This window comes from Microbacterium binotii (assembly GCF_021398715.1).
Classification (GTDB): domain Bacteria; phylum Actinomycetota; class Actinomycetes; order Actinomycetales; family Microbacteriaceae; genus Microbacterium; species Microbacterium binotii_A.
Map to the genome: position 1 here is coordinate 1118567 of NZ_CP090347.1, position 25968 is coordinate 1144534.

Genomic DNA, 25968 nt, shown 5'->3' on the forward strand with positions numbered 1-25968 from the left:
CCCGTTGACGGACGCCGAGGTTCGGGGGAGTCGCGGGTCAGCGACCACCCCCGCGGGTCGGAGGGGTGCGAACGACGGCGACGCCGCCGGCGGAGACGACCGTCTCGTGGTCGGAGGCGTTCCCGGTGAGCAGGTCCGTGCCGGCGACGGGGGCGGCGAGGGCTTTGTCCGAGTGGTTGACGAGCACGACGTAGTCGGCGTCGTCGCCGTGACGGGTCACGGTCTCCAGGCCTGCCGGGAGACCGGCGGGGGTGAGCCCGGCATCGGCGTACACCTGCGTGAGGATCGCGGCGAGCCCCGCCGCATCCGGCCTCGTGCTGACGTACCAGCCGACACCCGCGCCGTGCGGGTTCCGCGTGACGGCGGGGGCGTCGTCGGCGGGCCCGCCGACGTAGCGTGCGCGCACCTCGGCGCCGTCGACGCGGAGGTCTTCGCTCCACTGATCGATCGTCAGACGGTCGCCGTCGAGATCGATCGCGGCGGTGTCGCCCTCGCGCAGGGGGAGGAACTCCTCGACTCGCACGCCGAGTGCCTCGGCCAGCGGCGCGAGGTACCCGCCCTCGTGGACCGCGTCGTTCTCGTCGACGACCGCGGAGAAGTAGGAGACGAGCAGCGTGCCGCCGGCGGCGACATACGCGGTGAGGTTGGCTGCATCCTTCGTCGTGAGCAGGTACTGCGCGGGGGCGAGGACGAGCGAGTACGAGGAGAGATCCTGGCCGGGCAGGGCGAAGTCCACCGTGATGCCGTCGCGCCAGAGCTGCGTGTAGTACGCGCGCACCCGCTCGTCGTGGTCGAGGAGATCCGACGGGCGCCATTCGAGATCCTGCGCCCAGAACGACTCGAAGTCCCAGAGGATGGCGACGTCGGAGTTCACGCGGGAGCCGCGTACCTCGGCGAGGGCGGCGAGGTCGGAGCCGAGGGCGGTGACCTCGCGGAACACGCGGGAGTCGGTGCCGGCGTGCGGCAGCATCGCGGAGTGGAACTTCTCGGCGCCGGAGCGCGAGGCGCGCCACTGGAAGAAGAGGATCGCGTCCGCCCCGCGTCCGAGGTGGGTGAGGGAGTTGCGCGCCATCTCACCCGGGCGCTTCGCGACGTTCTGCGGCTGCCAGTTGACGGCGGACGTCGAGTGCTCCATGAGGATCCACGGCTTGCCGCCGCCCACGGAGCGGCTGAGATCCGCCGCGATCGCGAGGCCGATCTCGCCCTCGCGGTCGGGCGCCCAGAGGTAGTGGTCGTCCGAGACGATGTCGACCTCGCGCCCCCACGCCCACAGGTCCGTCGTCTGGCTCTGGTTCGCCATGAAGTTCGTCGTGATCGGCTGGTCGGCGTACTGCCGGAGGGCGTCGCGCTCGGCGATGAAGCAGGCGCGGAGCTGGTGGTCGGTGAAGCGCGCGAAGTCGAGCCGCTGCGCGGGGTTCACCACGGAGGGCGCCGCGGCGGGCGCCCCCACGTGCTCCCACTCGCCGTAGTGCTGACCCCAGAAGGCGGTTCCCCACGCGGCGTTCAGCGCGTCGAGGCTGCCGTAGCGTTCACGCAGCCAGAGTCGCCAGGCGGCGACCGCGTGATCCGAGTAGTCCTCGCCGACGGGCACGCCGTACTCGTTGTGGACGTGCCACATGACCACGGCGGGGTGTGCGGCGTACCGGCGGGCGAGCTCGGTCGCGATGCGCACCGAGGCCTCGCGGTAGGCGGGGGCGGAGTGCGACGCCATCCCGCGCGAGCCGAAGCCCATCGTGGTGCCCTCGCGGGTCACGACGCGCGCGTCCGGGTGGTTCGCGAAGAACCATGCCGGCGGCGAGGCGGTGGGAGTGCCCAGATCGACGCGGATCCCGTTCGCGTGCAGGAGGTCGAGGAGCTCGTCCATCCAGGAGAAGTCGAAGACGCCCTCCGCGGTCTCGATCAGACTCCACGAGAAGATGCCGACGCTGACGAGATTGACCCCCGCCTCGCGCATGAGCGCGACGTCGTCGTGCCAGATCTCGACGGGCCATTGCTCCGGGTTGTAATCGCCGCCGTACGCGATTCCGTCCAGCTGCGGCCAGGGTGAGCTCTGGGTCATGACGCTCCGTCGGGTCGAGGGTGGTCGGTCCCGGCCAGGTGCGACTGGGACCGGTCACAGTCTGCGCAGCCACGATCGGGGCGATCAAGCCCGTGACCCGTTCGTTATCAAACTGTGACCGGTCCCAGTTTCCTCGGCACGTCGCGTCACCGCCGCGCAGGGCAGGCGATAGAGTCCTCGCGTGGAAGACACGACCATCGCCCGGCGCCGCCCCACCATCCGGGACGTCGCCGCCGCCGCCGGCGTCTCGCGCGGCACGGTCTCCCGCGTGATCAACGGCGGGCACTGGGTGTCGCCCGACGCCCGCACGGCCGTCGAGGAGGCGATCCGGCGCACCGGATACACGGCCAACCACGCCGCTCGCTCGCTCGCGACCGGACGCGCCGGCTCCCTGGCGTTCCTGCTGACCGAGCCGCAGCATCTGCTGTTCGCCGACCCCAACTTCTCGCTGCTGCTGCGCGGCGCCGCGGAGGCCCTGTCCCAGCGGTCGATGACCCTCGTGCTGCTGGTCGCCGGCACTCCGGAGGAGCGTGCCAACGTGGCGCACTTCGTCAGCGCGGGGCACGTCGACGGCGTTCTGCTCATCTCCTCGCACGAGGCCGACCCGCTGCTCGACTCCCTCCTGGATGCGGGCGTCCCCACCGTCTCGTGCGGGCTCCCACTCGGGCACCAGGGCGACCTCGCCGCGGTCGCGGTCGACGAGGAGGGCTCTGCGCGCGTGATGACCCGCCACCTCCTCGATCGGGGACACCGGCGCATCGCGATGATCGCCGGTCCCGACGACACCCCGGGCGGACGCTACCGGCTCGTGGGCTTCCGGGAGGAGCTGGGTGAGGCGTTCGACCCCGACCTCGTCGAGCACGGCGACTACAGCCGCGAATCGGGCGCCCTCGCCATGTCGCGACTGCTCGAGCGCACCCGCGACATCGACGCCGTGTTCGCCGCATCCGACATGATGGCCGCCGGCGCTGTCGTGGCGCTGCGTCGCGCCGGTCTTCGCGTGCCCGAGGACGTCGCGGTGGCGGGCTTCGACGACTCCGGACTCGCCGCCGCGCACGAGCCCCCGCTGACCACCATGCGCCAGCCTTGGGACCGCATCAGCGCCGAGATGGTCACGCTGCTGCTCGAGGTGATCGAGGGCGAGCCGCGGCGCAGCATCACCCTGCCGACCGAGCTGGTCGTTCGAGACAGCGCCTGAGCAGACCCGTCACAGGGCGGCGGGCCCCTCAGGCGCCGCCTAGAATCTACGGGTGAGCAACGGCCGTTCCTTCTACATCACGACGCCGATCTACTACCCGAGCGATGTCCCGCACATCGGTCACGGGTACACGACGGTCGCCGTGGATACGCTCGCGCGCTGGCACCGCCAGTCGGGGGACGACACCTGGATGCTGACGGGCACCGACGAGCACGGGCAGAAGATGCTCCGCGCGGCCGCGGCCAACGGCGTCACGCCGCAGGAGTGGGTCGACAAGCTCGTGAGCGAAGCCTGGTTCCCGCTGCTGGAGAGCCTCGACGTCGCGAACGACGACTTCATCCGCACGACCCAGGAGCGCCACGAAGAGGGCGTCAAGCGTTTCGTGCAGGCCATCTACGACCGCGGGTACATCTACGCGGGCGAGTACGAGGCGCTGTACTGCGTGGGCTGCGAGGAGTTCAAGCCGGAGTCCGAGATCCTCGACGGCACGGGGGCGTTCGAGGGTCTCAAGGTCTGCGCGATCCACTCGAAGCCGCTCGAGCTGCTGCAGGAGAAGAACTACTTCTTCAAGCTGAGCGAGTTCGCGGAGCCTCTGCTGAAGCTCTACAAGGAGAACCCCGACTTCATCCGTCCCGAGTCGGCGCGCAATGAGGTCGTCTCCTTCGTGCGCTCGGGCCTGAAGGACCTCTCGATCTCCCGGTCGGCGTTCGATTGGGGCATCCAGGTGCCGTGGGACCCGCAGCACGTGATCTACGTCTGGGTCGACGCGCTGCTCAACTACGCGACGGCCATCGGCTACGGCGTCGACGGGGAGGACTTCGAACGCCGCTGGCCCGCGTACCACGTGGTCGGCAAGGACATCCTGCGCTTCCACGCCGTCATCTGGCCGGCGATGCTGATGGCCGCGGGTCTCGAGGTGCCGCGTGGCGTCTTCGCCCACGGCTGGCTCCTCGTGGGCGGCGAGAAGATGTCGAAGTCGAAGCTCACCGGTATCGCGCCCACCGAGATCACCGACGTGTTCGGGTCGGACGCCTACCGCTTCTACTTCCTCTCCGCGATCGCCTTCGGGCAGGACGGCTCGTTCTCCTGGGAGGACTTGTCGGCGCGCTACCAGGCCGAGCTCGCGAACGGCTTCGGCAACCTCGCCTCGCGTACGGTCGCGATGATCGAGCGCTACTTCGAGGCGATCGTGCCGCCGGCCGCGACGTACACCGACGCGGATCTGGCCATCCAGCAGACCGTGGCGGATGCGGCCGCATCCGCCGACGCGGCGATGGAACGTTTCCGCATCGACGAGGCGATCGCATCCATCTGGACGATCGTCGACGCACTCAACGGGTACATCACCGAGAACGAGCCGTGGGCGCTCGCAAAGGATCCGGAGCAGGCCGGGCGCCTGGGCACCGTGCTCTACACGGCGGCCGAAGGACTGCGCGCGCTTGCCGTGCTGCTGTCGCCGGTCATGCCCGTCGCGACCGAGAAGCTGTGGGTCGCCCTCGGGGCGGCCGAGTCCCTCGGGCGGCTGCAGGACCAGCCCCTGCGCGAGGCCGGGGTCTGGGGCGCGCTGCGACCCGGGACGAGCGTCAACGGGCTCTCGCCGCTGTTCCCTCGCGTCGAGCAGTGACCCGATGAGCGATCCCAGCCAGTACGTGCGCCAGCGCGAGAAGGGCAGCCGCGACGTCAGCTACCCGCCGTCGCCGGAGCCCCTGGGCGTCGCGCTCTACGACAACCACTGCCACCTGGAGATCCAGGACGGCGACGAGGCGATGTCGCTGGACGAACAGCTCGAGCGCGCCGCATCCGTCGGCATCGCCGGGGTGGTGCAGGCCGGCGGCGACATCGAGTCGAGCCGCTGGTCGGCGTGGGCGGCCGCCTCGCATCCGCGGGTGCTGGCCGCTGTCGCGATCCACCCGAACGAGGCACCCGCCTACGCGGCGGCGGGGCGGCTCGGAGAGGCCATCGCCGTGATCGACGAGCTCGCGGCCCAGCCGCGCGTGCGCGCGATCGGGGAGACGGGTCTGGACTTCTTCCGGACCGAGTCCGAGGGGCTGGCAGCGCAGCACGAGAGCTTCGAGGCGCACATCGCGCTCGCGAAGAAGCACGGCATCGCGATGCAGATCCACGACCGTGACGCGCACGAGGCGGTGCTCGAGACGCTTGCGCGCGTGGGTGCGCCCGAGCGCACGGTGTTCCACTGCTTCTCCGGCGACGCCGACATGGCGCGGATCGCGGCGGAGCGCGGCTACCGCCTGTCCTTCGCGGGCAACATCACCTTCAAGAACGCGCAGAACCTGCGCGATGCGCTCGCCGTGACGCCGTTGGAGCACATCCTCGTCGAGACCGACGCGCCGTTTCTCACCCCCACTCCCTACCGAGGGCGTCCCAACGCGCCCTACCTCGTGCCGGTGACGGTGCGGTTCATGGCCGCGGAGCTGCACATGGACGCCGACGAGCTGGCCGCGCAGCTGGCCGCCAACACGCTCGCCGTCTACGGCTCCTTCGACTGACGGCGCGCCGCATCCGCATCGCAGGAATAATCCCCCCTGCAGGATGATCTGTCTCTGATCGTCCTGCAGGGGGGATTTCTCCTGTTGGAGGGATGCGGCTCAGCGGTCCTCGTCGTCGAGGCGCTTCTCCTCCTGCGCCTCGAGGCGGTCCTTCTCCTTCTGCGCCTTCTCCCGCTCTTCGCGGATCTCCTCGTGCGACTTGGAGTTGTTGGTCATGTCGGCTCCTCTCACTTCTTCTGACGGGGTTTCTTGACGAACAGCGTCTCGGTCTGTTCGAGCTCCATGCCCTTGGTCTCAGGGATCTTCCAGAGCACGAAGACGAACGACAGAGCCGCGAAGATCGCGTACATGAGGTAGGTCAGGGGCAGCGACCAGGCCGAGAGCTCCGGGAAGGTCCACGACACGAGGAAGTTCGCGATCCACTGCGCACCGGCGGCCACGCCGAGGGCCTTGCCGCGGATGCGGCTGGGGAAGATCTCGCCGAGCAGGACCCAGACGAGCGGACCCCACGAGGCGCCGAAGCCGACGACGAACAGGTTCGCCGCGACCAGGGCGACCGGCCCCCAGGGACCCGGCAGGGAGATGTCGGTGCCCTCTCCGGTGGCGAACGAGAACGACAGCGCCATGGCCCCCAGCGACAGCGCCATCAGGACGGAGCCGGTCAGCAGGATGGGCTTACGTCCGACCCGGTCCACGAGGAAGATCGCGATGAGGGTCACGAGCACGTTGGTGACGCTCGTGATGACGCTGACCAGCAGCGCGTTGCTCTCGTCGAAGCCGACCGCCTGCCAGAGCGTCGTCGAGTAGTAGAAGATCACGTTGATGCCCACGAACTGCTGGAACACCGACAGGATGACGCCGATCCACACGATGGGATTCAGCCCGAGCGCGGGGCCGGCGAGGCTGGCCTTCGCGTTCTTGCGGTCCGTCTCGATGGCGGTCGTCAGCTCGTTGACGGTCTTGTCGAGGTCGGCGGCGGGAACGAGGCGGGCGAAGATCTCCTTCGCCTCCTGGGTGCGGCCCCGCGCGAGCAGGTAGCGGGGGGACTCGGGCATCGTGAACGAGAGGATGCCGTAGACGGCGGCGGGGATCACGCCGATGAGGAACATCCAGCGCCAGGCCTCCAGCCCCCACCAGAGCGTGTCGTCGGCACCGCCCGCCGCGCCGGCGAGGACGGCGTTGCTCAGGAGCGCGGCGAAGATGCCGAGCGTGATGGCCAGCTGCTGCAGCGACGCCAGCGACCCGCGGATCTGCCGCGGGGCGACTTCCGCGATGTAGGCCGGCGCGACCACCGAGGCGATGCCGATGCCGAGACCGCCCAGCACGCGCCACACGATCAGGTCGGGGACGCTGAAGGTCAGCGCGGAGCCGACCGAGCTGACGAGGAACAGCACCGAGCCCAGCAACATCACGCGCAGGCGACCGAAACGGTCGGAGAGGGCGCCGGCGAGGATCGCACCGACGGCGCAGCCGAGGAGTGCGACCGCCACGACGAAGCCGGTGAGGATCGGCTCCTTCGTGTAGTCCGCCTCGATGGATTTCACGGCGCCGTTGATGACGGAGGAGTCGAACCCGAAGAGGAACCCGCCCACGGCCGCGGCGACGGAGAGTCCGATCGCCCGGCGTCCGAACGGACTGCGCATCGAGAACGTCCCCGTGGGGAGTGCTTCGGTGGTCATTTCGTCACCCTAACCCTGCCAGCGTTCTCTCAGGGTCGGACTTGGCTCGACGGTTGTCTAGGGTTATACACATGACCGTGCACCTGCTCGGCGCGGCCGAGATCCGCGCGCTGGCCGCCGAGCTCGATGTCACTCCGACGAAGAAACTGGGGCAGAACTTCGTCGTCGATGCCAACACGGTGCGAAAGATCGTGCAGGTCGCCGGCGTCGCGGCCGGTGAGCACGTCGTGGAGGTCGGGCCCGGGCTCGGCTCCCTCACCCTCGCGATCCTCGAGACGGGCGCGAGCGTGGTGGCGGTGGAGATCGATCACCGGCTCGCCGAGCGACTGCCGGCCACCGCACGCGCCCACGGGGTGCGCGATGGGATGCTGCGCGTCGTGGATGCGGATGCGCTCACCATCCGGGACCTGCCCGGCGAGCCCACGGTGCTCGTGGCCAACCTGCCCTACAACGTCTCGGTGCCGGTGCTCCTGCACTTCCTCGAGCACTTCGGTCACCTCCAGCGCGGCGTCGTCATGGTGCAGGCGGAGGTCGGCGAGCGCCTCGCCGCCCCTCCCGGGTCCAAGGTCTACGGCGCCCCGAGCGTCAAGGCCGCCTGGTACGGCTCGTGGCGGCTGGCGGGGACCGTGTCGCGCCATGTCTTCTGGCCGGTCCCGAACGTCGACAGCGTGCTCGTCGGATTCCGACGCGACGCCCAGGCGCGCGGCGACGAGGCGGAGCGCGTCGCGACGTTCCGCGTCGTGGACGCCGCGTTCCAGCAGCGCCGCAAGATGCTGCGCCAGGCGCTGTCGGGACTGTTCGGCGGGTCGGCCGCATCCGCGAGCGCCGTGCTCGAGGCGGCCGGGGTGGATCCGACCCTCCGGGGCGAGCAGCTGACGATCGACGACTTCCAGCGGATCGCCCGCGTGCGGCCCAGCGAGCTGCGCACCCTCACCGACTGAGCGCTCCCGCCCCGGATCGTCACCGGCTGCAACTGAGGGATTCACCGTGTGTTCAGCCGCCGGTACGAAACATGCCGGTAACATTCGCGGGAACGAAGGCCGCGCCCGAGCGGCCCGTGAAAGGGACGGACCCATGCGTGCTGGGGAGTATCCGGCGGCCGAACGCGTACTGCTGCACCTGAGCGACACCCACCTGCGAGCGCCGGGGCCGAAGCTGTTCGACCGCGTGGACGGGCTCCGCCTGCTCGAGCGCGCGCTCGAGCGCATCGAGACGAGCGGCATCCGTCCCGACGGCATCGTGTTCACGGGCGACCTCGTCGACCTGGGCGAGGCGGATGCGTACACGGCCCTGCGCGGCCTCGTCGAGCCCTTCGCCCGACACCTGGAAGCGCCGGTGTTCTGGGTGATGGGCAACCATGACGAGCGCGGAGCGTTCCGTGCGCGCCTGCTGGATGCGGCCCCCGCCACGACCCCCTTCGACCGCGTCGACGAGATCGACGGACTCCGCCTGATCACGCTCGACACGAGCGTCCCCGGTGCTCACCACGGCGAGCTGCGCCCCGCACAGCTCGCCTGGCTGCGGGAGCAGTTGGCCCAGCCGGCGCCGCTCGGCACGATCCTCGCCATGCACCATCCGCCCGTGCCGAGTGTGCTCCCGCTCGCGGCGAGCGTCGAGCTGCGCGATCAGCGCGCGCTCGCCGACGTGCTGCGCGGCAGCGACGTGCGGGCGATCATCGCCGGCCACCTGCATTACTCGACCTTCGCGACGTTCGCCGGCGTCCCGGTCTCGGTCGCGTCCTCGACCTGCTACGCCCAGGACCTCACGGTCCCGGTCGGCGGAACGCGCCCGCAGGACGGCGCGCAGTCGTACAACCTCGTGCACGTGTTCGCCGAGACCGTCGTGCACTCCGTCGTCACGGTCGACGCGCCGCATCCGCTCGAGTACATCGACCCGGTCGAGGCGCAGCGCCGCCTGCACTCGGCGGGCATCGCGCAGGACGTCAGCGCAGGGCGGACGCCTCCGACCGCTCCCATCCCGATGCTGCGCTGACCGCGGGCAGTTCCCACGGCGCGCGTACCGGGAACATGCGCTCCAGGAGCTCGGTCACCACGCGCACGCGCACCTCTTCGGGAACCTCGGCCGAACCGCCGTCGTTCAGGCAGAACATGTCGACGTCGCGGCGCTCGGCAAGCCTGCTCATGCGTCGCAACGACTCCGCCATGGTCGTCTGGTAGTAGCGGGTGCGCGGAGCCGTCGTCGCCACCGCGCGCCCGGTGAAGGCGGCGTAGTAGTGGTACAGGCTGTTCGTCACCGAGATGTCGGTGGCCGAGCGGAACCGGGATGCGGCGGTGCGCGCGAAGTCCTCGGCGAACGTCTGCTCCAGCTCGGCCATCACGCTGCGGCGAAGGGGCGTCGCGCAGTGCTCGAGGTCGTGCGTGATGGTGCGTCCGAAGCGCTCGCGCAGGAGCTCGCGGTTGACCCGCAGGGCGTTGTCGTGGCCGCTGCGGTGCGGGGCGTTCGGCCCCGTGCCGATGCGCACGTCGCACTCCACGAATTGCGAGATGCCGGCGGGGGAGAAGAACAGCTCCGGCGCGACGCTCCGGCCGAAGAACATGTCGTCGTTCGAGTAGAGGAAATGCTCGGCGAGCCCGTCGATGCGGTGCAGCTGTGCCTCGACGGCGTGCGAGTTGTGGATCGGCAGCACCGAGGTGTCGGCGAAGAACTCCTCGCTGCGCACGACCGTCACCCGCGGGTGGTCGGCGAGCCAGGCAGGTGTCGGCGAGTCGGTGGCGATGAAGATGCGACGCACCCACGGCGCATACATGTAGACGCTGCGCAGCGCGTAGCGCAGCTCGTCGACGTGCCGGTAGCGGGCCGGTCCGTCGTCGCCTTCGCCCACCACGTAACCGGCCATCTGCGCCGCGCGCTGGCGCTGGAACTCGCTCGACGACCCGTCGACCCACGAGAAGACCATGTCGATGTCGTCGACCATCTCGTTCGGATGCGGGTCGAACATGCCGCGCAGGCTCTGCCAGGTGCGGCCGTGCCGCTGGATGCTGACACGCTCGATGTCGGCTGCGGCGATGGTGCGCCGGGTCAGCGCGTTGGCATGCGGTGCTTCGACCGTCTCGGCGCCGAAGCGCCAGAACTCGAGGCGCACGCCGTGCGCTGCGCCGTAACGCAGCGATCCCGCCAGCCGCGGGCGGAAGACGCGCAGGGCGCTCGGCGCGCCGCGTCGCGGGGTGTGGTCGGGGGCGGGCACCGCGCTCAGGCCCTTGGGCTTGACGTACACCGGTTCGCCGACGCACAGCCGCGTCACGGCCTCCCATGCGCGGTCCTGATCGGCCACGTCCACGACGATCGCCTCGTCGCGCAGCCCGTGGCGGATCAGCAGCGGCTCGATGCCGGCGTCCGTCAGCGCGTCCGCGATCATCGCGAGATCCGCGAGGTGCGCGTCGAGCGGGGAGAGATCGTCGTGACGCAGGTGGAGCATGCCCGATTCGAGCACGATGTCCTCACGCGTCAGAAGCGCCGCCCAGGGGTGGGGGCCGGCGGGGAGAGCAGACAGAGAGACCATCTCGTCAGCGTAGACCGCGCGCGTTTCCGGCGAGTTTCGCAAGGGCCCGCGCTCGGAGGTCGCCGTGGATAGGCTTCAGGGGTGACTGCGCCGCGTTTCCGTCCGAACGTCCCCGAGATCCACCGTCCCTACACCGCCGCCGACGAGCGCTACGGTGCGATGGACTACCGCCAGGTCGGCCGATCGGGTCTGTACCTGCCGCCGATCTCGCTCGGACTGTGGTGGAACTTCGGTGACAACGTCGCGTTCGACAAGCAGCGCGAGATCCTCCGCCACTCCTTCGACAGCGGCATCACACACTTCGACCTCGCCGACAACTACGGTCCTCCCTACGGCGCCGCGGAGACGAACTTCGGGCGCATGATGCGCGAGGACTTCGGTCGTTACCGCGACGAGCTGATCATCTCGTCGAAGGCGGGCTGGGACATGTGGCCCGGTCCCTACGGCGACTACGCCTCGCGCAAGCACATCCTCGCGGGCGCCGAGCAGTCGCTGAAGCGGATGAACCTCGACTACGTCGACATCTTCTACTCGCACCGGGTCGACCCCGTGACGCCGATCGAGGAGACCATCGGCGCCCTCGACACCCTCGTGCGCCAGGGCAAGGCGCTCTACGTCGGCATCTCGTCGTACAGCGCCGAGCGCACGGCCGTCGCGTCGGCCGTGGCGCGCAGCCTCGGAACACCGCTCGTGATCCACCAGCCCGCCTACTCGATCCTCAACCGCTGGGTCGAGGACGGTCTGACCGGCGTGCTGCGCCAGGAGGAGATGTCGGCCATCGCCTTCACGCCGCTGGCGCAGGGCCTGCTGACCGGCAAGTATCTCGGAGACGGGCGCGGTCAGCGCTCGCAGACCCGGAGCTCGCTGCCCGACAAGCCGCTCTCGCACGCCACGATCGCGGCGCTGCGCGGACTCAACGTGGTGGCGAAGGAGCGGGGTCAGACCCTCGCGCAGATGGCGATCCAGTGGGTGCTGCGCGAGCCGACGGTCGCGTCCGCGCTCATCGGCGCGTCCAGCGTCGAGCAGATCGACGAGAACGTCGCCGCTCTCACCGGGGCCGCCTTCGACGCCGAGGAGCTGGAGCGCATCGACGCGCTGGCCGAGGGCATCGACGTCGACCTGTGGGCGGTGTCCTCGAAACTGTGAGCATCTCGCGAGTGCCGTCGCGCGTCCATGTGCGCGCCCCGGGGAAGATCAACGTCTTCCTCGAGGTCGGTCAGGTGCAGGACGACGGCTATCACGACGTCGCGAGCGCGTACCAGGCAGTGTCGGCGTTCGAGGATGTCTGGGTGACGCCGGCCGACACGATCAGCGTCGAGGTGACGGGCTCCGTCGACGTGGCGGGGGTGCCGCTCGACGACCGCAATCTGGCCGTCCGCGCGGCACGGCTCCTCGCGGCCGAGACCGGCCACCGGGGCGGCGTGCACCTCGAGATCCACAAGGGCGTCCCCGTCGCGGGAGGCATGGGAGGCGGATCCGCGGATGCGGCGGCGACCCTCCTGGCCTGCGATGCCCTCTGGGACACCCGGCTGGGAACGCCGCAGCTGCAGGCGCTCGCCGCGCGACTGGGGGCCGACGTGCCCTTCGCGCTCATGGGCGGCACCGCGGTCGGTGTGGGCCGGGGCGACGAACTGAACCCCGCGCTCGCCCGCGGCCGGTTCGACTGGGTCATCGTCACGAGCCAGGACGGTCTGTCCACGCCCGAGGTGTACCGCGCGCTGGACGAGCATCGTGCCCGGCACGCGCTCGACATCTCGCCGGCCTCACGGCGACCCCGCGTCGACAACGACGTGCTGCACGCGCTTCGAGCGGGGGATGCGGCCATGCTGGCCTCGTCGGCCCGCAACGATCTGCAGGTCGCGGCGTTGAGCCTGCGTCCCCGTCTCGGCGAGGTCCTGGAGGCGGGGGAGCGTGAGGGGGCGCTGGTGGGTCTCGTCTCGGGATCAGGGCCCACGCTCGCGTTCCTCGCCGCCGACGCCGAGTCCGCGATCGAGCTCCAGATCGTGCTCAGCGCGAGCGGGTACGTTGCCCACCACGTGCACGGGCCGGTGCCCGGCGCCCGAATCATCGACTGAGCGCGCGCCGCTCATCAGGAGGACACGCATGTCTGCCCACGACCTCATCACCCGTCAGCACGAGGGGCCCGTCGACGCCGCATCCGCTGCGCGTCTGGCGGGCGACGGCCTGCAGCTCGTGCGTCTCGCCGACGACGACGATCGCGCCTTCGACGGCTGGCAGGCCGCGGTCACCCGCGGGTTCCTGGGAGACGAGCCCACGGATGCGCAGCGCGAGACCGGTCGCGGGTTCCGCGGGCATCGCCGCATGATCGCGGTGCTCGACGAGTCCGTTCCCCAGCCCGAGGTGCCCGTGGGGACCCTCGCCTCGTGGGTGGGGGAGCTCACCGTGCCCGGCGGCGTCGTCGACTCCTGCGCGATCAGCTCCGTCACCGTGGCGCCCACGCATCGCCGGCGCGGCATCTGGCGCGCGATGATGGAGGGCGAGCTGCGCACGGCCGCGGCGCTCGGGCTGCCGGTCGCGAGCCTGACGGTGAGCGAGTCGACGCTCTACGGCCGATTCGGGTTCGCGCAGGCCGTGGCCGCCGCGAGCATCGAGATCGACGTCAAGCGCGCCGCGTGGGCGGGACCCGCCCCGTCGGGTCGCGTGGACTTCATCGCCCGGGAGAGTTGGCGCGAACTCGCCCCGGACCTCTTCGATCGCATCCGCGCGCACGCGCCCGGTGAGGTCGAGATGCCGCGCGGGCACTGGGACCGCTTCGCGGGCACGCGCGCCGATGCGGAGAAGCCCGGGCACACCCGCGCGGTGCAGTACACGGCCGCATCCGGCGAGATCACCGGTCTCGCCCTCTACTCCGTCGACGAGAACCACGACGACTTCACGCGATCGACCGTCACGATCACCTACCTCGCCGCGGCGGACGCGGACGCCTACGCGGGTCTGTGGCGTTTCTTCATCGAGATGGATCTGATCGGCACGGTACGCGCGAGCGAGCTGGCCGTGGACGAGCCGTTGCTGTGGATGATCTCCGACCGCCGGGCCGCCACGCTCACCCTCCGTGACCACCACTACCTGCGCGTTCTCGATACGCCCGCGCTGCTGAGCGGGCGGCGCTACGAGGGCGCGGGGTCGGTCGTGCTCGACGTGCACGACCCCTTGGGTCTCGCGGGCGGCCGGTTCCGCCTGAGTGTCGACGAGGGGGGAGTTGCCTCCGTGACCGAGACCGGCGATCCCGCCGACGCGCACCTGGGCGTCGCGGAGCTCGCCGCGATCTTCCTGGGTCAGGTCTCGGCGGTGACGCTGGCCGCGGCGGGTCGTATCGACGCCCAGGACCCCGTGGCGCTCGCCCGTCTGTTCGGATGGCACCTCCCGGTGCGTCTGAGCTACTGGTACTGATGTGATGCGAGCACATGACGCCGCGTGACGCAACCGCCGGAGCCCGTGTCGTCGGGGGTCGGTAACGTGGGTGCACCTCCGCTGTTCTGCGGGGATCTGGCCCGGCTGGGAGGCGGCGATGAAGGCTCTTTTGGGTGACACGGTGCTCGCGGAGGCTCCGAAGGAAGATCTGATCCGCATCGAGGGCAACTGGTACTTCCCGCCGGCGAGCATCGCCGAAGGCGTGCTCGTGGACAGCCCGACGCCCTACACCTGTCCGTGGAAGGGCGCGGCGCACTACTTCACGGTCACGGCGGACGGCCGCGAGCTCGCCGACCGCGCATGGTCGTATCCCGAGCCCTATCCGGGCGCGATCGAGAAGGTCGGCGCGGACTTCTCGGGATACGTGGCCTTCTGGAAAGAAGTCGAGGTCACCGAGTGACCGCGGCGCGGGACCGGGCATGATCGAGTTCCGCGGCGTCGACAAGCGGTTTCCCGACGGCACGCGCGCGGTCAACGACTTCTCCTTGGTCATCCCGTCGCGCCAGACGACCGTGTTCGTCGGCTCGTCTGGATGCGGCAAGACGACGTTGCTGCGCATGATCAACCGCATGGTCGAGCCGACCGCAGGCGTCATCGAGATCGACGGAGAGAACGTCTCGGCGGGTTCGCCCGTGTCGCTGCGCCGGCGGATCGGCTACGTCATGCAGAACTCCGGTCTGCTGCCGCACTTCACCGTCGCCGACAACATCGCCACCGTGCCGGTCCTGGGCGGCACCTCTCGCCGTGATGCGCGGCGGCGGGCGCTCGAGCTCATGGAGACCGTCGGGCTCGACACGGCCCTCGCCGACCGCTATCCGAGCCAGCTCTCCGGCGGTCAGCAGCAGCGGGTGGGCGTGGCGCGCGGACTCGCGGCCGACCCCAACATCCTCTTGATGGACGAACCGTTCGGCGCGGTCGACCCGATCGTGCGCGCGGAACTCCAGCAGGAGCTGATCCGACTGCAGCGCGACCTCGGCAAGACCGTGGTGTTCGTCACCCACGACATCGACGAGGCGTTCCTGCTGGGCGACCAGGTCGTGATCCTCGCGAAGGGGGCGCAGAAGCTCCAGGTCGGCAGTCCGAGCGAGATCATGCAGGCTCCCGCCGACGACTTCGTCTCCGCCTTCATCGGCGCCGATAAGGGCAAGCGCGCGCTCCGGCTGAAGGACGTGGGCGGGCGCACGGTCGTCGTCGACGCCGAGGGCCGCACGCAGGGCGCCCTCGTCGAGGACGGCGGGTGAGATGAGCTGGGTCCTCGCGAACCTCGGGATGATCGCGGAGTTGGCTCTCGACCATCTGCGCCAGAGCCTCATCGCGATCGTCGTCGGGTTCGTCCTGTCGATCCCGCTGGGGTGGGTGGCGTGGCGGTATCGTCTGCTGCGCGGCTGGGTCATCACCGTCACAGGCCTGCTCTACACCATCCCGTCCCTCGCGCTGCTGATTCTGTTGCCGACGGCTCTCGGCTACCGCATCCCGACCGAGTTCAACCTCATCGTCGGACTCACGATCTACGCGATCGCGATCCTCACGCGCGCCGTGACGGACGGCCTGGACTCGGTGGATGCGGGCATACGCCAGGCGGCCACGGCCATGGGCTACGGCGGCTTCCGGCGGTTCTTCGCCGTCGACCTCCCGTTGGCGGGGCCGGTGATCCTCGCGGGCCTGCGCGTCGCGGCGGTCTCGACGATCTCGCTCGCGACGGTCGGCATCCTCGTCGGCGTCACCAACCTCGGCTATCTCTTCACGAACGGACTGCAGCGCCGCATCCTCGAGGAGGTCTTCGCGGGTGTCGTCGCCGTCGTCATCCTGGCGCTCCTCATCGACCTCCTGCTGGTACTGCTCGGGCGCTTGCTGATGCCGTGGAGCCGCACCGTCCGCCCGACCCGTCGTCGTGTGGCCGCGCGAGCGGAGGCCGCGGCATGAACGTGTTCTGGGATGCGATCGTCTGGCTGTTCTCGCCCGAGCAGTACAGCGGTCCGAGCGCGCTGCAGGTGCTGCTGCTCCAGCAGCTCGGCTACACGGCGGTCGCCGTGGCGATCGCAGGGGTGATCGCGATTCCCGCGGGCCTCGCCATCGGCCACACCGGCCGCGGCCGCGAGATCGCGGTGGCCATCTCGGGCGCCGCCCGCGCTGTGCCGTCTTTCGGCCTGCTGGTGCTGCTGGTGCTGCTCATGGGCGTGCTGCACAAGCCGGAAGCGGCGGTCGTGACCTTCGTCGTCCTCGCCATCCCGGCGCTGCTCGCCGGCGCCTACACCGGGCTCGAGGCCATCGACCGGCGCGTCATCGACGCCGCCCGCGCGATGGGGATGACCGAGTGGCAGACCCTGTGGCGCGTGGAGATTCCGCTCGGCCTCCCGCTGCTCGTCGGCGGCATCCGCTCGGCCGTCCTGCAGGTCGTCGCCACCGTGACGATCGCCGCCTACGTCGGCCTCGGCGGGCTCGGCCTGCCGATCATCCAGGGCATTCCTCTGCGGCGGATCGACCAGGTGCTGGGCGGGGCGATCGTCGTCGCCCTCCTCGCGCTCGTGCTCGATGCGCTGCTCGCCCTCGCCCAGCGTGCCGCCGTACCCGCCGGCATCCGTGTCCAGGCGTCGTCGCGCACGCCGCGGCGGCTGCGCTCCCGATCCGTGCAGGCCGTCTGAGCCTGCCGTACACGTCCCGAATCCACCAGGAAGGAACACCATGTCCACAGCATTCCGTCGCCGCGTCGCCCTCGTCGGCGCCGTCGCGCTCACCTCGGCGCTGGCCCTCGCCGGCTGCGCGTCCTCTTCCGACCCGCTCTCGGACGGCGACCAGACGAAGGCGCCGTCCGACACGATCGTCGTCGGCTCGCAGGACTACTACTCGAACGAGATCATCGCGGAGATCTACGCCCAGGCGCTCGAGGGCGCCGGCTTCACGGTGCAGCGCGACTTCACGATCGGTCAGCGCGACGCGTACCTGCCCGAGCTCGAGAGCGGCGCCATCACGCTGTTCCCGGAGTACACCGGCAACCTGCTCCAGTTCTTCGAGCCGGACACGGAGGCGCGTTCGTCCGACGACGTCTACGCCGCGCTCGAGGAGGCCCTGCCCGAGAACCTCACGGTGCTCGACCAGTCGACGGCGAGCGACCAGGACTCGTACACGGTCACAGAGGCGTTCGCCGAGCAGTGGGGCCTCGAGACCATCGCCGACCTCTCGAAGGTCACCGAGCCGCTGACCCTGGGCGGCCCGCCCGAGCTCGCCGACCGTCCGTACGGACCCACCGGTCTCAAGAGCACCTACGGCATCGACGTGACCTTCCAGGCGACCGGCGCGACCACGGTCGAAGACCTCGTGGCCGGCACCGTGAACGTCGCCAACGTGTTCACGGCCGACCCGCAGATCCAGACCCAGAAGCTGAAGGTCCTGGAAGACCCGAAGTCGCTGTTCCTCGCGTCGAACGTCGTTCCGCTCGTCAACAAGGACGTCGCCGGCGACATCGCCGACGTCATCAACAAGGTGAGCGCCGCGCTGACGCCTGAGGGCCTCGTCGCGCTGAACGTCGAGAGCACGGTCGACAAGGCCTCCTCCGCCGACATCGCAAAGAAGTGGCTGGCGGACAACGGCCTGAGCTGACCGCCTCCATCAGCGAAGGGACCTCGGCGTGCACCGCGCCGGGGTCCCTTCGTCGTGGGACCTTCGCCCCTGCTGCGTCCGGATGCGCGCGCCTAGCGTCGAAGACACAGGGCGCCGAGGGGATCGGCGCGGAAGGGCTCATCATGCAACGCGCACTCGTCGTCGGCGGCACTGGCCTCCTCGGCTACCACACCACGCAGGAGCTCCTGCGTCGCGGCTATCGGGTCGCGACCCTCGCGCTTCCCGCGACCGATGCTCCGGAGCTTCCGGTCGAGGTCGATGCCCACTGGGGCGACCTGAACCTGATGACCGACGGCGAGCTGGCCGACCTGCTGACCGGCACGGATGCGGTGTTCTTCGCGATGGGCGCCGATGAGCGCACGCTCCCGCCCGCCCCCGCATCCCGCTTCTACTACGAGGCCAACGTCGTCCCGACGCAGCGCCTCGCACGCCTCGCGCGCGCGGCCGGTGTCGGGCGCTTCATCGTCTTCGGCTCCGACACCGCCGAGTGGGGCGAGCGCTGGCCCGAGCTCGGGTTCCGCACCCGCAACGCCTACCCGCGCTCCCGTTACGCGCAGGAGGAGGTCGCGGTGCTCGAGGGCGACGGCGCGATGGATGTCATGGTGCTGCGCCTGCCGTACATCTTTGGCGTCGTGGCCGGGCAGCGCCCCCGCTGGCAGGCCGTGCTGGATGCGGTCGCATCCAGCGCCGGTCCGATCCCGGTGCTGGGCGGGTCCACATCCGCGGTCACCGTGCGCCAGGTCGCGCAGGCCGCCGTCGGAGCGATGGAGCGGGGCACGCACGGCAGCCGGTACACCCTGAGCGCCTACGAGCTCAGCCACTCCCAGTTCCTCGAACTGTGCTGCGAGGCGGTCGGGCGCGACCCGCACGACGTCGCCGTGGTGCCGCTCGGCGACCTGCTTCCCACCTCCGAGGCCCGCGAGGCCGAGGTGCAGGCGGTCGGTCGCGAGTTCGGTCTGCACCCCGCAGACACGGCACTCTTGGGTGAGAAGCGCGCGGTGGGGGATGTGGCAGACACGATCGCCCTCGACGTCGAACCCGACGATGTCCTGGGCGAGATCCGCGCCTGCCTCGCCTGGTGCGTCGAGCATCCGCGCGAGACCGTCCCGGCCTGACGAACCTTCGGCGGGGCGCTCAGTCGTCGAGCGCCTCGCCGAGTTCCAGCCAGCGCTCTTCGAGGCCGGCGACCTCGGCGACGTACCCGTCACGGGTGCGCTGCAGCTCGAGGAGCCGGTCGTAGTCGTCGTGGGCGTCGGCGAACCGGGCGTCCAGCGCGGCGATCTCGGTCTGCAGCTTCGCGAGGCGCCGGTCGATCGCCGACAGCTCCTTCTCGGCGGCGCGACGCTCGGCACCCGCGAGCGCGGGGGATGCGGCCGCCGCATCCGCCGGCTTCTGGCGCTCCGCTCCGGTGTTCGCCGGCTGTGCGGCACGCAGGCGCAGATACTCGTCGACGCCGCCGGGCAGGTGCCGGAGTCGGCCGTCGAGGATCGCGTACTGCTGGTCGGTGACGCGCTCGAGGAAGTACCGGTCGTGCGAGACGACGACGAGGGTACCCGGCCACGAGTCGAGCAGATCCTCCATCGCCGCGAGCATGTCGGTGTCGAGGTCGTTGGTCGGCTCATCGAGGATCAGCACGTTGGGCTGTGAGAGCAGGACGAGAAGCAGCTGCAGGCGCCGCTTCTGGCCCCCCGACAGGTCCTTGACCGGTGTCGAGAGCTGCGCGCTGGAGAATCCGAGGCGTTCGAGCAGCTGACCGGGGGTGAGCTCCTGCGCCTTCGACCCCGCCCCGAACGAGTAGGTCGTGCGAAGACCTGCGAGCACGACGCGCACGGGGGAGTCGAGATGCTCGTCGAGCTCGTCCATGCGCTGCGAGAGCGTCGCGACCTGCACGGTCTTGCCGCGCTTCACGCGCCCCGCGGTCGGTGCGATCTCGCCCGAGACGAGCCCCAGCAGCGTGGACTTGCCGGCGCCGTTCACCCCGAGGATGCCGGTGCGCTCGCCGGGGGCGATGCGCCACTCCACCTCGTGCAGCACTTCGCGGTCGTCGTAGGAGACGGAGGCGTCGAGCAGGTCCACGACGTCTTTGCCGAGTCGGGCGACGGCGAGGGAACGCAGCGACACGCTGTCGCGGATCTCGGGGACATCGGCGATGAGCTCGTTCGCCGCATCGATGCGGAACTTCGGCTTCGACGTGCGTGCGGGCGCGCCGCGGCGCAGCCACGCCAGCTCCTTGCGGGCCAGGTTCTGCCGCTTCGACTCGATGGCCGCAGCCTGGCGGTCGCGCTCGACGCGCTGCAGGATGTACGCGGCGTAGCCGCCTTCGAAGGGCTCGACGATGCGGTCGTGCACCTCCCAGGTCACGGTGCAGACCTCGTCGAGGAACCACCGGTCGTGTGTGACCACGAGCAGGCCGCCGGCGGTGGCGGGCCATCTCTTCTTCAGGTGCGCGGCGAGCCAGCTGATCGCCTCCACGTCGAGGTGGTTGGTGGGCTCGTCGAGGGCGATGACGTCCCAGTCGCCGGCGAGGAGTGCCGCGAGCGCCACGCGGCGCCGCTGGCCACCGGAGAGGGTGGCGACATCCGCATCCCAGTCGAGGTCGCCGAGGAGTCCCGCGATGACGTCGCGGGCGCGGGCGTCGCCCGCCCACTCGTGCTCGGGGCGGTCGCCGACGACGCTCTCGCCGATCGAGCGTCCGTCGACGAGGGTGTCGGCCTGATCCAGCACGCCGATCCGCACGCCGCCGCGGACGGTGACCCGTCCGCTGTCGGGTTCGGTGCGTCCGGCGAGCATTCCGAGAAGGGTGGACTTGCCGTCGCCGTTGCGGCCGACGATGCCGATGCGGTCGCCCTCGTTCACACCGAGCGAGACGGAATCGAAGACGACCTTCGTCGGGTATTCGAGGTGGAGGGCTTCGCCGCCGAGTAGATGAGCCATGTTGCTTCCAGGCTAGATGACCGCCTCGCGCGCCCGGTGCGGTTGCTACGCTCGCAGCATGCAATGCCGGTGACCCGCCTTCTTCTCCCGTCAACGCGCGCTCGCGCGCCTCGGAAAGGGTTCACCCATGCACGCAGATCTTCCCCTGAGCGGCCGGACCGCTCTCATCACCGGCGTCTCGCGCCGTCGCGGCATCGGCTACGCCGTCGCCCGCGCACTCGCCGCACGCGGCGCGCACCTCGTCATCCAGCACCATCGTCCGCACGACGCCGACCAGCCGTGGGGAGCCGACGATCTCGACGCCGTCCGCGCCGGCATCCGTTCCGAGCTCGCGCCCGGAGCGGTGCTGACCGACATCGGCGCCGATCTCGCCGACGAAGGGGCCATCGGTCGGGTGATGGATGCGGCCGCCGCCGCGACCGGCGCCGTGGACATCCTCGTCTGCAATCACGCCAAGAGCGGCGACGACGGCAGCATCCTCGACATGACGCCCGCGCGTCTCGACGCCTTCTGGCAGGTGAACGCGCGCTCGACGTTGCTGCTGACGGCGGAGTTCGCCCGCCGAAAGGCTCCGAGTCGGGACGAGCAGCGGCGCCCGGGCGAGCGTGTGAGCGGCGCGAAGCCGTACGCTGCGCCGCAGGGTCACGTCATCTGGATGACCTCCGGTCAGATCCACGGGCCCATGCGGGGAGAGATCGCCTACGCGACGAGCAAGGCCGCGCTCGCCGGCATCACCGCATCGGTCGCCGCGGAGCTGCTGGAGCTGGGCATCGTGCTCAACACGGTGAACCCTGGTCCGGTGAACACCGGCTACATGGACGCCGAGACCGCGGACCGTCCGCTGGACGGCGTCGAGGAGTACCTCCGGACGACCCCGTTCGGACGCTTCGGTCGACCCGAGGACGCGGCGGAACTGATCGCCTGGCTGACCAGCGCCGCGGGCAGCTGGGTGGTGGGGCAGGTGCTCACCGGTGACGGCGGGTTCTCTCTGGGATGAGCGGCACCGCTCAGTGCAGAAGGAACTCCAGCATCACGACCAGCAGGCCCAACAGCGCTGTGCCGAGTGCGCCGAGCAGCCGCACCCAGAGCTTCGCGCCGGTGCGGGCGTAGGCCGAGAAACCGAGGACGGCGAGCATCGCGAGGGCCGTCCAGATCGCCGCATCCTGGACGTCGCCCGCATCCGTCGTGAAGAACGCCGTGATGATCATGGCGATCGTCGACGGGGCGCACGCGTAGATCATGCCGAGGGAATGGACGAAGGCGAGCCGTGTCGCCGCCCCGAGGCCGTGGCGGCCGTGGTCCGACAGCGTGTGCGCGAACACGTGAGCGAGGTAGAAGACGATGAGGCTGCTGATCGCGATCGCGAGCATCTCGCTGACGGGGGCCTCCTCGTCGGCGATCAGCACGACCGTCGTGTAGACGATGAGGCCGTAGATGGCGACCGGTGTGCGGAAGCGGTTGTCGAACCAGCGCTGCAGCCTGCTGTGCCCGGCCGCATCCGGAACGGGAGTGATGGCGGTGTCTTCGCTCATGTGTCGAATCCCAGGGAGAGTTTGCGCAGCAGGGCGGCGAGGCGGTCGCGGTCGCCGCGGGAGAGTCGCTGCAGCAGCAGGGCCTCCGCATCGACCAGGCGGGTGATGGCGGCGTCGACGCGGGTGCGGCCCTCGTCGGTGAGGATCACGTGCACGCTGCGGCCGTCGGCGGGATCCGCCTCGCGGCGCACGAGTCGACGTCCGACGAGTCGGTCGATGCGGTTGGTCATGGTGCCGCTGGAGACGAGCGTCTGCTGCAGCAGCTGCTTCGGGCTGAGCTGGTACGGCTCCCCGGAACGCCGCAGGGCCGAGAGGACATCCCACTCCCAGGGCTCCAGATCGCTGCGACGGAACGCTTCCCGCCGGGCGCGGTCGAGGTGCCGCGAAAGGCGGTCGACACGGGAGAGCACCTCGAGCGGCGAGAAATCGAGGTCAGGGCGCTGGGTCATCCACGATCCGACGATGCGGTCGACCTCGTCGCTCTCTGTGGCCATGAGGACATTATGGCGACCGGCGCCCTCGGGCGCGCACCCGCCCGCACCGCCATCCCACATCCTCCCCGCGAGACTGCATTTCGAGCACGAGATCACTGTCATTACCCGTGATCTCGTGCAGAAGATGCAGTCTCGCGGGAAGCGGGCTGCCCGGACGGCGGCGGATCCGGATCCGGATGCGGGGGGGGGGGGGGGGGGGGGGGGGGGGGATCCGGATGCGGTGAGGTCGAGAGTGGATGCGGGCGCGTCGGGCGGCAGGTGGCAGACTGGGGGAGCCCGCCCGAGAGCGGGCGGTCCGCCGTGGTGTAATGGCAGCACGACAGCCTTTGGAGCTGTGAGGTCTAGGTTCGAGTCCTGGCGGCGGAGCATGTCGGAATCGCTTACCGCACCGCTCGCCGTCATCGTCCTCGCCGCCGGCCAGGGAACGCGTATGCGCTCCCGCCTGCCCAAGGTGCTGCATCCGCTCGCCGGGCAACCGCTCGTCGGCCACGTGCTGCGCACGGCGCACGTGCTCGAGCCCGCGCGCGTGGCGGTCGTGGTGCGGCACGAGCGCACGCTCGTCGCCGAGGCGGTTGCGGCGCTCGCGCCCGACGCGGTCGTCGTCGACCAGGACGAGATCCCCGGCACCGGACGCGCGGTCGAGCTCGGGCTCGCCGGCCTCGACACCTTCGACGGCGACGTGCTCGTGCTCAGCGGCGACGTGCCGCTGCTCGAGGCCGAGACGCTGCGCGCGCTCGTCGAGACCCACCGGGCGCGCGAGGCGGCCGTGACCCTGCTCAGCGCGGTCCTGGCCGACCCCACCGGCTACGGCCGGGTGCTGCGCGACGCGTCCGGCGACGTGGAGCGCATCGTCGAGCAGAAGGATGCGACCGACCACGAGGCCGAGGTCGCCGAGATCAACGCGGGGGTCTACGTCTTCCGTGCCGACGCGCTGCGCCGACACCTCCCCGAGGTCGGCCAGGCCAACGCGCAGGGCGAGAAGTACCTCACCGACGTCGTGGCACTGGCCCGCCGCGCCGGCGAGCGCATCGCCGTCGGACAGTCGCCCGACCCCGCTGCCGCCCTCGGCGTCAACGACCGGGTGCAGCTCGCCGAGGCCGCCCGCATCCTCAACGCCCGCACGGTGCGCCGCTGGCAGATGGCGGGCGCCAGCATCCTGGACCCGGCGACGACCTGGATCGACGTCGACGCGACCCTCGCCGAAGACGTGACCGTGCTGCCGGGCACCTACCTCCTCGGGGCGACGACGGTCGCCGCGGGCGCGACGATCGGCCCCGACACGAGTCTCACCGACTGCGAGGTCGGCGAGGATGCGGTCGTGCGCCGCACGGATGCGACCCTCGCCGTCATCGGCCCGCGCGCGAGCGTCGGACCGTTCGCCTACCTCCGCCCGGGCACGACCCTCGCGGCCGACGGCAAGATCGGAACCTTCGTCGAGACGAAGAACTCCCAGATCGGCGAGGGCAGCAAGGTTCCGCACCTGTCCTACATCGGCGACACGACGATCGGACGCGGCGTCAACCTCGGCGCCGGCGCGATCACCGCGAACTACGACGACATCGCCAAGCACCGCACCGAGATCGGTGACGAGGTGCACAGCGGCTCGCACAATGTGTTCGTGGCGCCGGTTAAGATCGGAGACGGCGCGAAAACCGGTGCCGGAGCTGTCATCCGCAAGGATGTTCCGGCCGGTGCCCTGGCTCTCAGCGTCGCCCCTCAGCGCAACGTCGAGGGATGGGTCGAGAACAACAGGCCGGGCACGGCCGCAGCTGATGCGGCGAAGCGCGCACGGACCGCACAGGAAGCTGGCGATGGCACGCAAAGATAAGACGGTCGATCTGGATCGTGAGCGCGGAATCGCTCCGGGACTGGTCGCCAAGACCAAGAAGCGTCTCGTCGTGGCTTCGGGGCGCTCGCACCCCGAGCTGGCGGTGGAGGTCGCCACGCAGCTGGGCACGCAGCTCGTTCCCACGGAGTACCGCACCTTCGCGTCGGGCGAGATCCTGACGCGCTTCGAGGTCTCGATCCGCGGCTGCGACTTCTTCCTGCTGCAGAGCTTCGGCCCCCCGGTGAACGAGTGGCTCATGGAGACGCTCATCATGCTCGATGCGGCCAAGCGCGCATCCGCCAAGCGCATCACCGTCGTGGCGCCGTACTTCCCGTACTCCCGCCAGGACAAGAAGGGCCGCGGTCGCGAGCCCATCAGTGCTCGCCTGGTCGCCGACCTGCTGAAGACGGCGGGCGCCGACCGCGTCATGAGCGTCGACCTGCACGCCGCCCAGATCCAGGGGTTCTTCAACGGTCCCGTCGACCACCTCTTCGCGAAGCCCGTGCTCCTGGAGTACTTCGAGCGCACGCTGAGCCCCGAGGACCGGGCGAAGCTCACGGTCGTCTCGCCGGACACCGGCCGGGTGCGGGTGGCCGACACGTGGTCCGACAGCCTCGGTGCACCGCTGGCGATCATCCACAAGCGTCGCGATCCCAACGTCGCCAACCAGGTCACCGTCAACGAGATCGTCGGCTCGGTCGCGGGCCGCGTGTGCCTGCTGGTCGACGACATGATCGACACCGGCGGCACGATCGTGAAGGCGGCGCAGGCGCTGAAGGCCAGCGGTGCGGAACGGGTCATCGTCGCGGCGACGCACGCCGTCTTCAGTGATCCGGCCACCGAACGCCTGCAGGATGCGTCGATCGACGAGGTCGTGGTGACGGACACGATTCCGCTTCCCGCAGAGAAGCGTTTCCCCGCGCTGACCGTGCTGCCGATCGCGCCGCTTCTGGGCCGCGCGATCCGCGAGGTCTTCGAGGACGGCTCGGTCACGAGCATGTTCGACGGCGCCGCCTGACCGTTCTTATCCACATTCCCCGGGATTCATAGGGGTCACAAAAGTCCACTGCGCAGGATGGTCTATGCCGCCGCATGAAGCGGACGGCTACGACAGCGCGAGGGACGTGCACGGCACACACGCCGCGCTCGTCTGTCGAGGCACCGCAT

Annotated in this window: 23 protein-coding genes and 1 tRNA gene; 18 read left to right on the forward strand and 6 right to left on the reverse strand. The window is 70.3% G+C overall.

Features of this window, described 5'->3' with window-relative positions; all coding sequences use genetic code 11:
• Positions 1 to 37 precede the first annotated feature (37 nt).
• Positions 38 to 2059, reverse strand: coding sequence for a beta-galactosidase (locus LXM64_RS05625; protein ID WP_234074976.1), 2022 nt, complete (start codon positions 2057 to 2059; stop codon positions 38 to 40).
• 181 nt (positions 2060 to 2240) lie between these two features.
• Here LXM64_RS05625 and LXM64_RS05630 point away from each other — a divergent pair, with 181 nt between their 5' ends.
• Genes LXM64_RS05630 through LXM64_RS05640 form a run of 3 tightly spaced genes read left to right on the forward strand, consistent with a single transcriptional unit; the run spans position 2241 to position 5764 of the window.
• Positions 2241 to 3257: a LacI family DNA-binding transcriptional regulator gene (locus LXM64_RS05630; RefSeq protein WP_137417545.1), complete on the forward strand. Its 1017-nt coding sequence runs from the start codon at positions 2241 to 2243 to the stop codon at positions 3255 to 3257.
• Positions 3258 to 3309: 52 nt separating this feature from the next.
• Complete coding sequence (metG, locus tag LXM64_RS05635; RefSeq protein ID WP_234074977.1) at positions 3310 to 4881, forward strand: methionine--tRNA ligase; 1572 nt, start codon at positions 3310 to 3312, stop codon at positions 4879 to 4881.
• Between the two features lie 4 nt (positions 4882 to 4885).
• Positions 4886 to 5764, forward strand: a complete 879-nt coding sequence (locus LXM64_RS05640) for a TatD family hydrolase (protein WP_234074978.1) — start codon at positions 4886 to 4888, stop codon at positions 5762 to 5764.
• 227 nt (positions 5765 to 5991) lie between these two features.
• Here the strand turns inward: LXM64_RS05640 and LXM64_RS05645 are convergent, their stop codons facing one another.
• Complete coding sequence (locus tag LXM64_RS05645) at positions 5992 to 7443, reverse strand: sugar porter family MFS transporter (protein ID WP_234074979.1); 1452 nt, start codon at positions 7441 to 7443, stop codon at positions 5992 to 5994.
• Between the two features lie 71 nt (positions 7444 to 7514).
• Here LXM64_RS05645 and rsmA point away from each other — a divergent pair, with 71 nt between their 5' ends.
• Positions 7515 to 8384, forward strand: coding sequence for a 16S rRNA (adenine(1518)-N(6)/adenine(1519)-N(6))-dimethyltransferase RsmA (gene rsmA / locus LXM64_RS05650; RefSeq protein WP_234074980.1), 870 nt, complete (start codon positions 7515 to 7517; stop codon positions 8382 to 8384).
• Positions 8385 to 8517: 133 nt separating this feature from the next.
• Positions 8518 to 9435: a phosphodiesterase gene (locus LXM64_RS05655; RefSeq protein WP_234074981.1), complete on the forward strand. Its 918-nt coding sequence runs from the start codon at positions 8518 to 8520 to the stop codon at positions 9433 to 9435.
• Here LXM64_RS05655 and LXM64_RS05660 read toward each other — a convergent pair.
• The gene (locus LXM64_RS05660) at positions 9386 to 10963 is read right to left on the reverse strand and encodes a stealth conserved region 3 domain-containing protein (RefSeq protein ID WP_234074982.1); all 1578 of its coding nucleotides are present in this window, start codon (positions 10961 to 10963) and stop codon (positions 9386 to 9388) included. The two genes, LXM64_RS05655 and LXM64_RS05660, sit on opposite strands and share 50 nt — an antisense overlap.
• A gap of 159 nt (positions 10964 to 11122) precedes the next feature.
• Between LXM64_RS05660 and LXM64_RS05665 the strand changes: the two genes are divergently transcribed.
• The 9 genes from LXM64_RS05665 (at position 11123) to LXM64_RS05705 (ending at position 19128) form a co-directional block, all read left to right on the forward strand.
• Positions 11123 to 12109, forward strand: coding sequence for an aldo/keto reductase (locus LXM64_RS05665; protein ID WP_234075409.1), 987 nt, complete (start codon positions 11123 to 11125; stop codon positions 12107 to 12109).
• Positions 12106 to 13038 carry a 4-(cytidine 5'-diphospho)-2-C-methyl-D-erythritol kinase gene (locus tag LXM64_RS05670; protein WP_234074983.1) on the forward strand — a complete coding sequence of 311 codons (933 nt, stop codon included), beginning with the start codon at positions 12106 to 12108 and terminating at the stop codon, positions 13036 to 13038. Before LXM64_RS05665 ends, LXM64_RS05670 begins: the two co-directional genes overlap by 4 nt.
• Before the next feature lie 28 nt (positions 13039 to 13066).
• Positions 13067 to 14374, forward strand: coding sequence for a GNAT family N-acetyltransferase (locus LXM64_RS05675; RefSeq protein WP_234074984.1), 1308 nt, complete (start codon positions 13067 to 13069; stop codon positions 14372 to 14374).
• A 118-nt stretch (positions 14375 to 14492) separates the two neighbouring features.
• Positions 14493 to 14795: a DUF427 domain-containing protein gene (locus LXM64_RS05680; protein ID WP_234074985.1), complete on the forward strand. Its 303-nt coding sequence runs from the start codon at positions 14493 to 14495 to the stop codon at positions 14793 to 14795.
• Between the two features lie 19 nt (positions 14796 to 14814).
• Positions 14815 to 15636, forward strand: coding sequence for an ABC transporter ATP-binding protein (locus LXM64_RS05685; protein WP_234074986.1), 822 nt, complete (start codon positions 14815 to 14817; stop codon positions 15634 to 15636).
• A gap of 1 nt (position 15637) precedes the next feature.
• Complete coding sequence (locus LXM64_RS05690; RefSeq protein WP_234074987.1) at positions 15638 to 16318, forward strand: ABC transporter permease; 681 nt, start codon at positions 15638 to 15640, stop codon at positions 16316 to 16318.
• Positions 16315 to 17037, forward strand: coding sequence for an ABC transporter permease (locus tag LXM64_RS05695; protein ID WP_234074988.1), 723 nt, complete (start codon positions 16315 to 16317; stop codon positions 17035 to 17037). Before LXM64_RS05690 ends, LXM64_RS05695 begins: the two co-directional genes overlap by 4 nt.
• A gap of 40 nt (positions 17038 to 17077) precedes the next feature.
• Positions 17078 to 17992 (forward strand): ABC transporter substrate-binding protein, encoded by a 915-nt coding sequence (locus LXM64_RS05700; RefSeq protein WP_234074989.1) that lies wholly within the window; start codon positions 17078 to 17080, stop codon positions 17990 to 17992.
• Positions 17993 to 18135: 143 nt separating this feature from the next.
• Positions 18136 to 19128 carry an NAD-dependent epimerase/dehydratase family protein gene (locus LXM64_RS05705; RefSeq protein ID WP_234074990.1) on the forward strand — a complete coding sequence of 331 codons (993 nt, stop codon included), beginning with the start codon at positions 18136 to 18138 and terminating at the stop codon, positions 19126 to 19128.
• Between the two features lie 19 nt (positions 19129 to 19147).
• On the opposite strand, the gene LXM64_RS05710 is transcribed toward LXM64_RS05705, so the two are convergent.
• Positions 19148 to 20947, reverse strand: a complete 1800-nt coding sequence (locus LXM64_RS05710; protein WP_234074991.1) for an ABC-F family ATP-binding cassette domain-containing protein — start codon at positions 20945 to 20947, stop codon at positions 19148 to 19150.
• A gap of 127 nt (positions 20948 to 21074) precedes the next feature.
• Here LXM64_RS05710 and LXM64_RS05715 point away from each other — a divergent pair, with 127 nt between their 5' ends.
• Complete coding sequence (locus LXM64_RS05715; RefSeq protein WP_234074992.1) at positions 21075 to 21944, forward strand: SDR family oxidoreductase; 870 nt, start codon at positions 21075 to 21077, stop codon at positions 21942 to 21944.
• A gap of 10 nt (positions 21945 to 21954) precedes the next feature.
• Here the strand turns inward: LXM64_RS05715 and LXM64_RS05720 are convergent, their stop codons facing one another.
• Positions 21955 to 22479, reverse strand: coding sequence for a hypothetical protein (locus tag LXM64_RS05720; protein WP_234074993.1), 525 nt, complete (start codon positions 22477 to 22479; stop codon positions 21955 to 21957).
• A complete protein-coding gene (locus LXM64_RS05725) occupies positions 22476 to 22973 on the reverse strand; it encodes a MarR family winged helix-turn-helix transcriptional regulator (protein WP_137417526.1) in 498 nt (165 codons plus the stop codon). The genes LXM64_RS05720 and LXM64_RS05725 overlap by 4 nt, the downstream gene beginning before the upstream one ends.
• A 294-nt stretch (positions 22974 to 23267) precedes the next feature.
• Between LXM64_RS05725 and LXM64_RS05730 the strand changes: the two genes are divergently transcribed.
• The 3 genes from LXM64_RS05730 (at position 23268) to LXM64_RS05740 (ending at position 25819) form a co-directional block, all read left to right on the forward strand.
• Positions 23268 to 23339, forward strand: a tRNA-Gln gene (locus LXM64_RS05730).
• 1 nt (position 23340) lies between these two features.
• Complete coding sequence (glmU, locus tag LXM64_RS05735) at positions 23341 to 24801, forward strand: bifunctional UDP-N-acetylglucosamine diphosphorylase/glucosamine-1-phosphate N-acetyltransferase GlmU (RefSeq protein WP_234074994.1); 1461 nt, start codon at positions 23341 to 23343, stop codon at positions 24799 to 24801.
• Positions 24785 to 25819, forward strand: coding sequence for a ribose-phosphate diphosphokinase (locus LXM64_RS05740; protein ID WP_234074995.1), 1035 nt, complete (start codon positions 24785 to 24787; stop codon positions 25817 to 25819). The genes glmU and LXM64_RS05740 overlap by 17 nt, the downstream gene beginning before the upstream one ends.
• Positions 25820 to 25968 lie beyond the last annotated feature (149 nt).

Bases quoted from the DNA above. Each gene is read 5' to 3' on its own strand.
- LXM64_RS05680 (WP_234074985.1), top strand. From the start codon at position 14,493: ATGAAGGCTCTTTTGGGTGACACGGTGCTCGCGGAGGCTCCGAAGGAA.
- LXM64_RS05705 (WP_234074990.1), top strand. From the start codon at position 18,136: ATGCAACGCGCACTCGTCGTCGGCGGCACTGGCCTCCTCGGCTACCAC.
- LXM64_RS05660 (WP_234074982.1), bottom strand. From the start codon at position 10,963: ATGGTCTCTCTGTCTGCTCTCCCCGCCGGCCCCCACCCCTGGGCGGCG.
- LXM64_RS05675 (WP_234074984.1), top strand. From the start codon at position 13,067: ATGTCTGCCCACGACCTCATCACCCGTCAGCACGAGGGGCCCGTCGAC.
- LXM64_RS05665 (WP_234075409.1), top strand. From the start codon at position 11,123: ATGGACTACCGCCAGGTCGGCCGATCGGGTCTGTACCTGCCGCCGATC.
- LXM64_RS05655 (WP_234074981.1), top strand. From the start codon at position 8,518: ATGCGTGCTGGGGAGTATCCGGCGGCCGAACGCGTACTGCTGCACCTG.
- glmU (WP_234074994.1), top strand. From the start codon at position 23,341: ATGTCGGAATCGCTTACCGCACCGCTCGCCGTCATCGTCCTCGCCGCC.
- LXM64_RS05720 (WP_234074993.1), bottom strand. From the start codon at position 22,479: ATGAGCGAAGACACCGCCATCACTCCCGTTCCGGATGCGGCCGGGCAC.
- rsmA (WP_234074980.1), top strand. From the start codon at position 7,515: ATGACCGTGCACCTGCTCGGCGCGGCCGAGATCCGCGCGCTGGCCGCC.
- LXM64_RS05740 (WP_234074995.1), top strand. From the start codon at position 24,785: ATGGCACGCAAAGATAAGACGGTCGATCTGGATCGTGAGCGCGGAATC.
- LXM64_RS05695 (WP_234074988.1), top strand. From the start codon at position 16,315: ATGAACGTGTTCTGGGATGCGATCGTCTGGCTGTTCTCGCCCGAGCAG.
- LXM64_RS05715 (WP_234074992.1), top strand. From the start codon at position 21,075: ATGCACGCAGATCTTCCCCTGAGCGGCCGGACCGCTCTCATCACCGGC.
- LXM64_RS05640 (WP_234074978.1), top strand. From the start codon at position 4,886: ATGAGCGATCCCAGCCAGTACGTGCGCCAGCGCGAGAAGGGCAGCCGC.
- LXM64_RS05710 (WP_234074991.1), bottom strand. From the start codon at position 20,947: ATGGCTCATCTACTCGGCGGCGAAGCCCTCCACCTCGAATACCCGACG.
- LXM64_RS05625 (WP_234074976.1), bottom strand. From the start codon at position 2,059: ATGACCCAGAGCTCACCCTGGCCGCAGCTGGACGGAATCGCGTACGGC.
- LXM64_RS05700 (WP_234074989.1), top strand. From the start codon at position 17,078: ATGTCCACAGCATTCCGTCGCCGCGTCGCCCTCGTCGGCGCCGTCGCG.
- LXM64_RS05685 (WP_234074986.1), top strand. From the start codon at position 14,815: ATGATCGAGTTCCGCGGCGTCGACAAGCGGTTTCCCGACGGCACGCGC.
- LXM64_RS05645 (WP_234074979.1), bottom strand. From the start codon at position 7,443: ATGACCACCGAAGCACTCCCCACGGGGACGTTCTCGATGCGCAGTCCG.
- LXM64_RS05690 (WP_234074987.1), top strand. From the start codon at position 15,638: ATGAGCTGGGTCCTCGCGAACCTCGGGATGATCGCGGAGTTGGCTCTC.
- LXM64_RS05725 (WP_137417526.1), bottom strand. From the start codon at position 22,973: ATGGCCACAGAGAGCGACGAGGTCGACCGCATCGTCGGATCGTGGATG.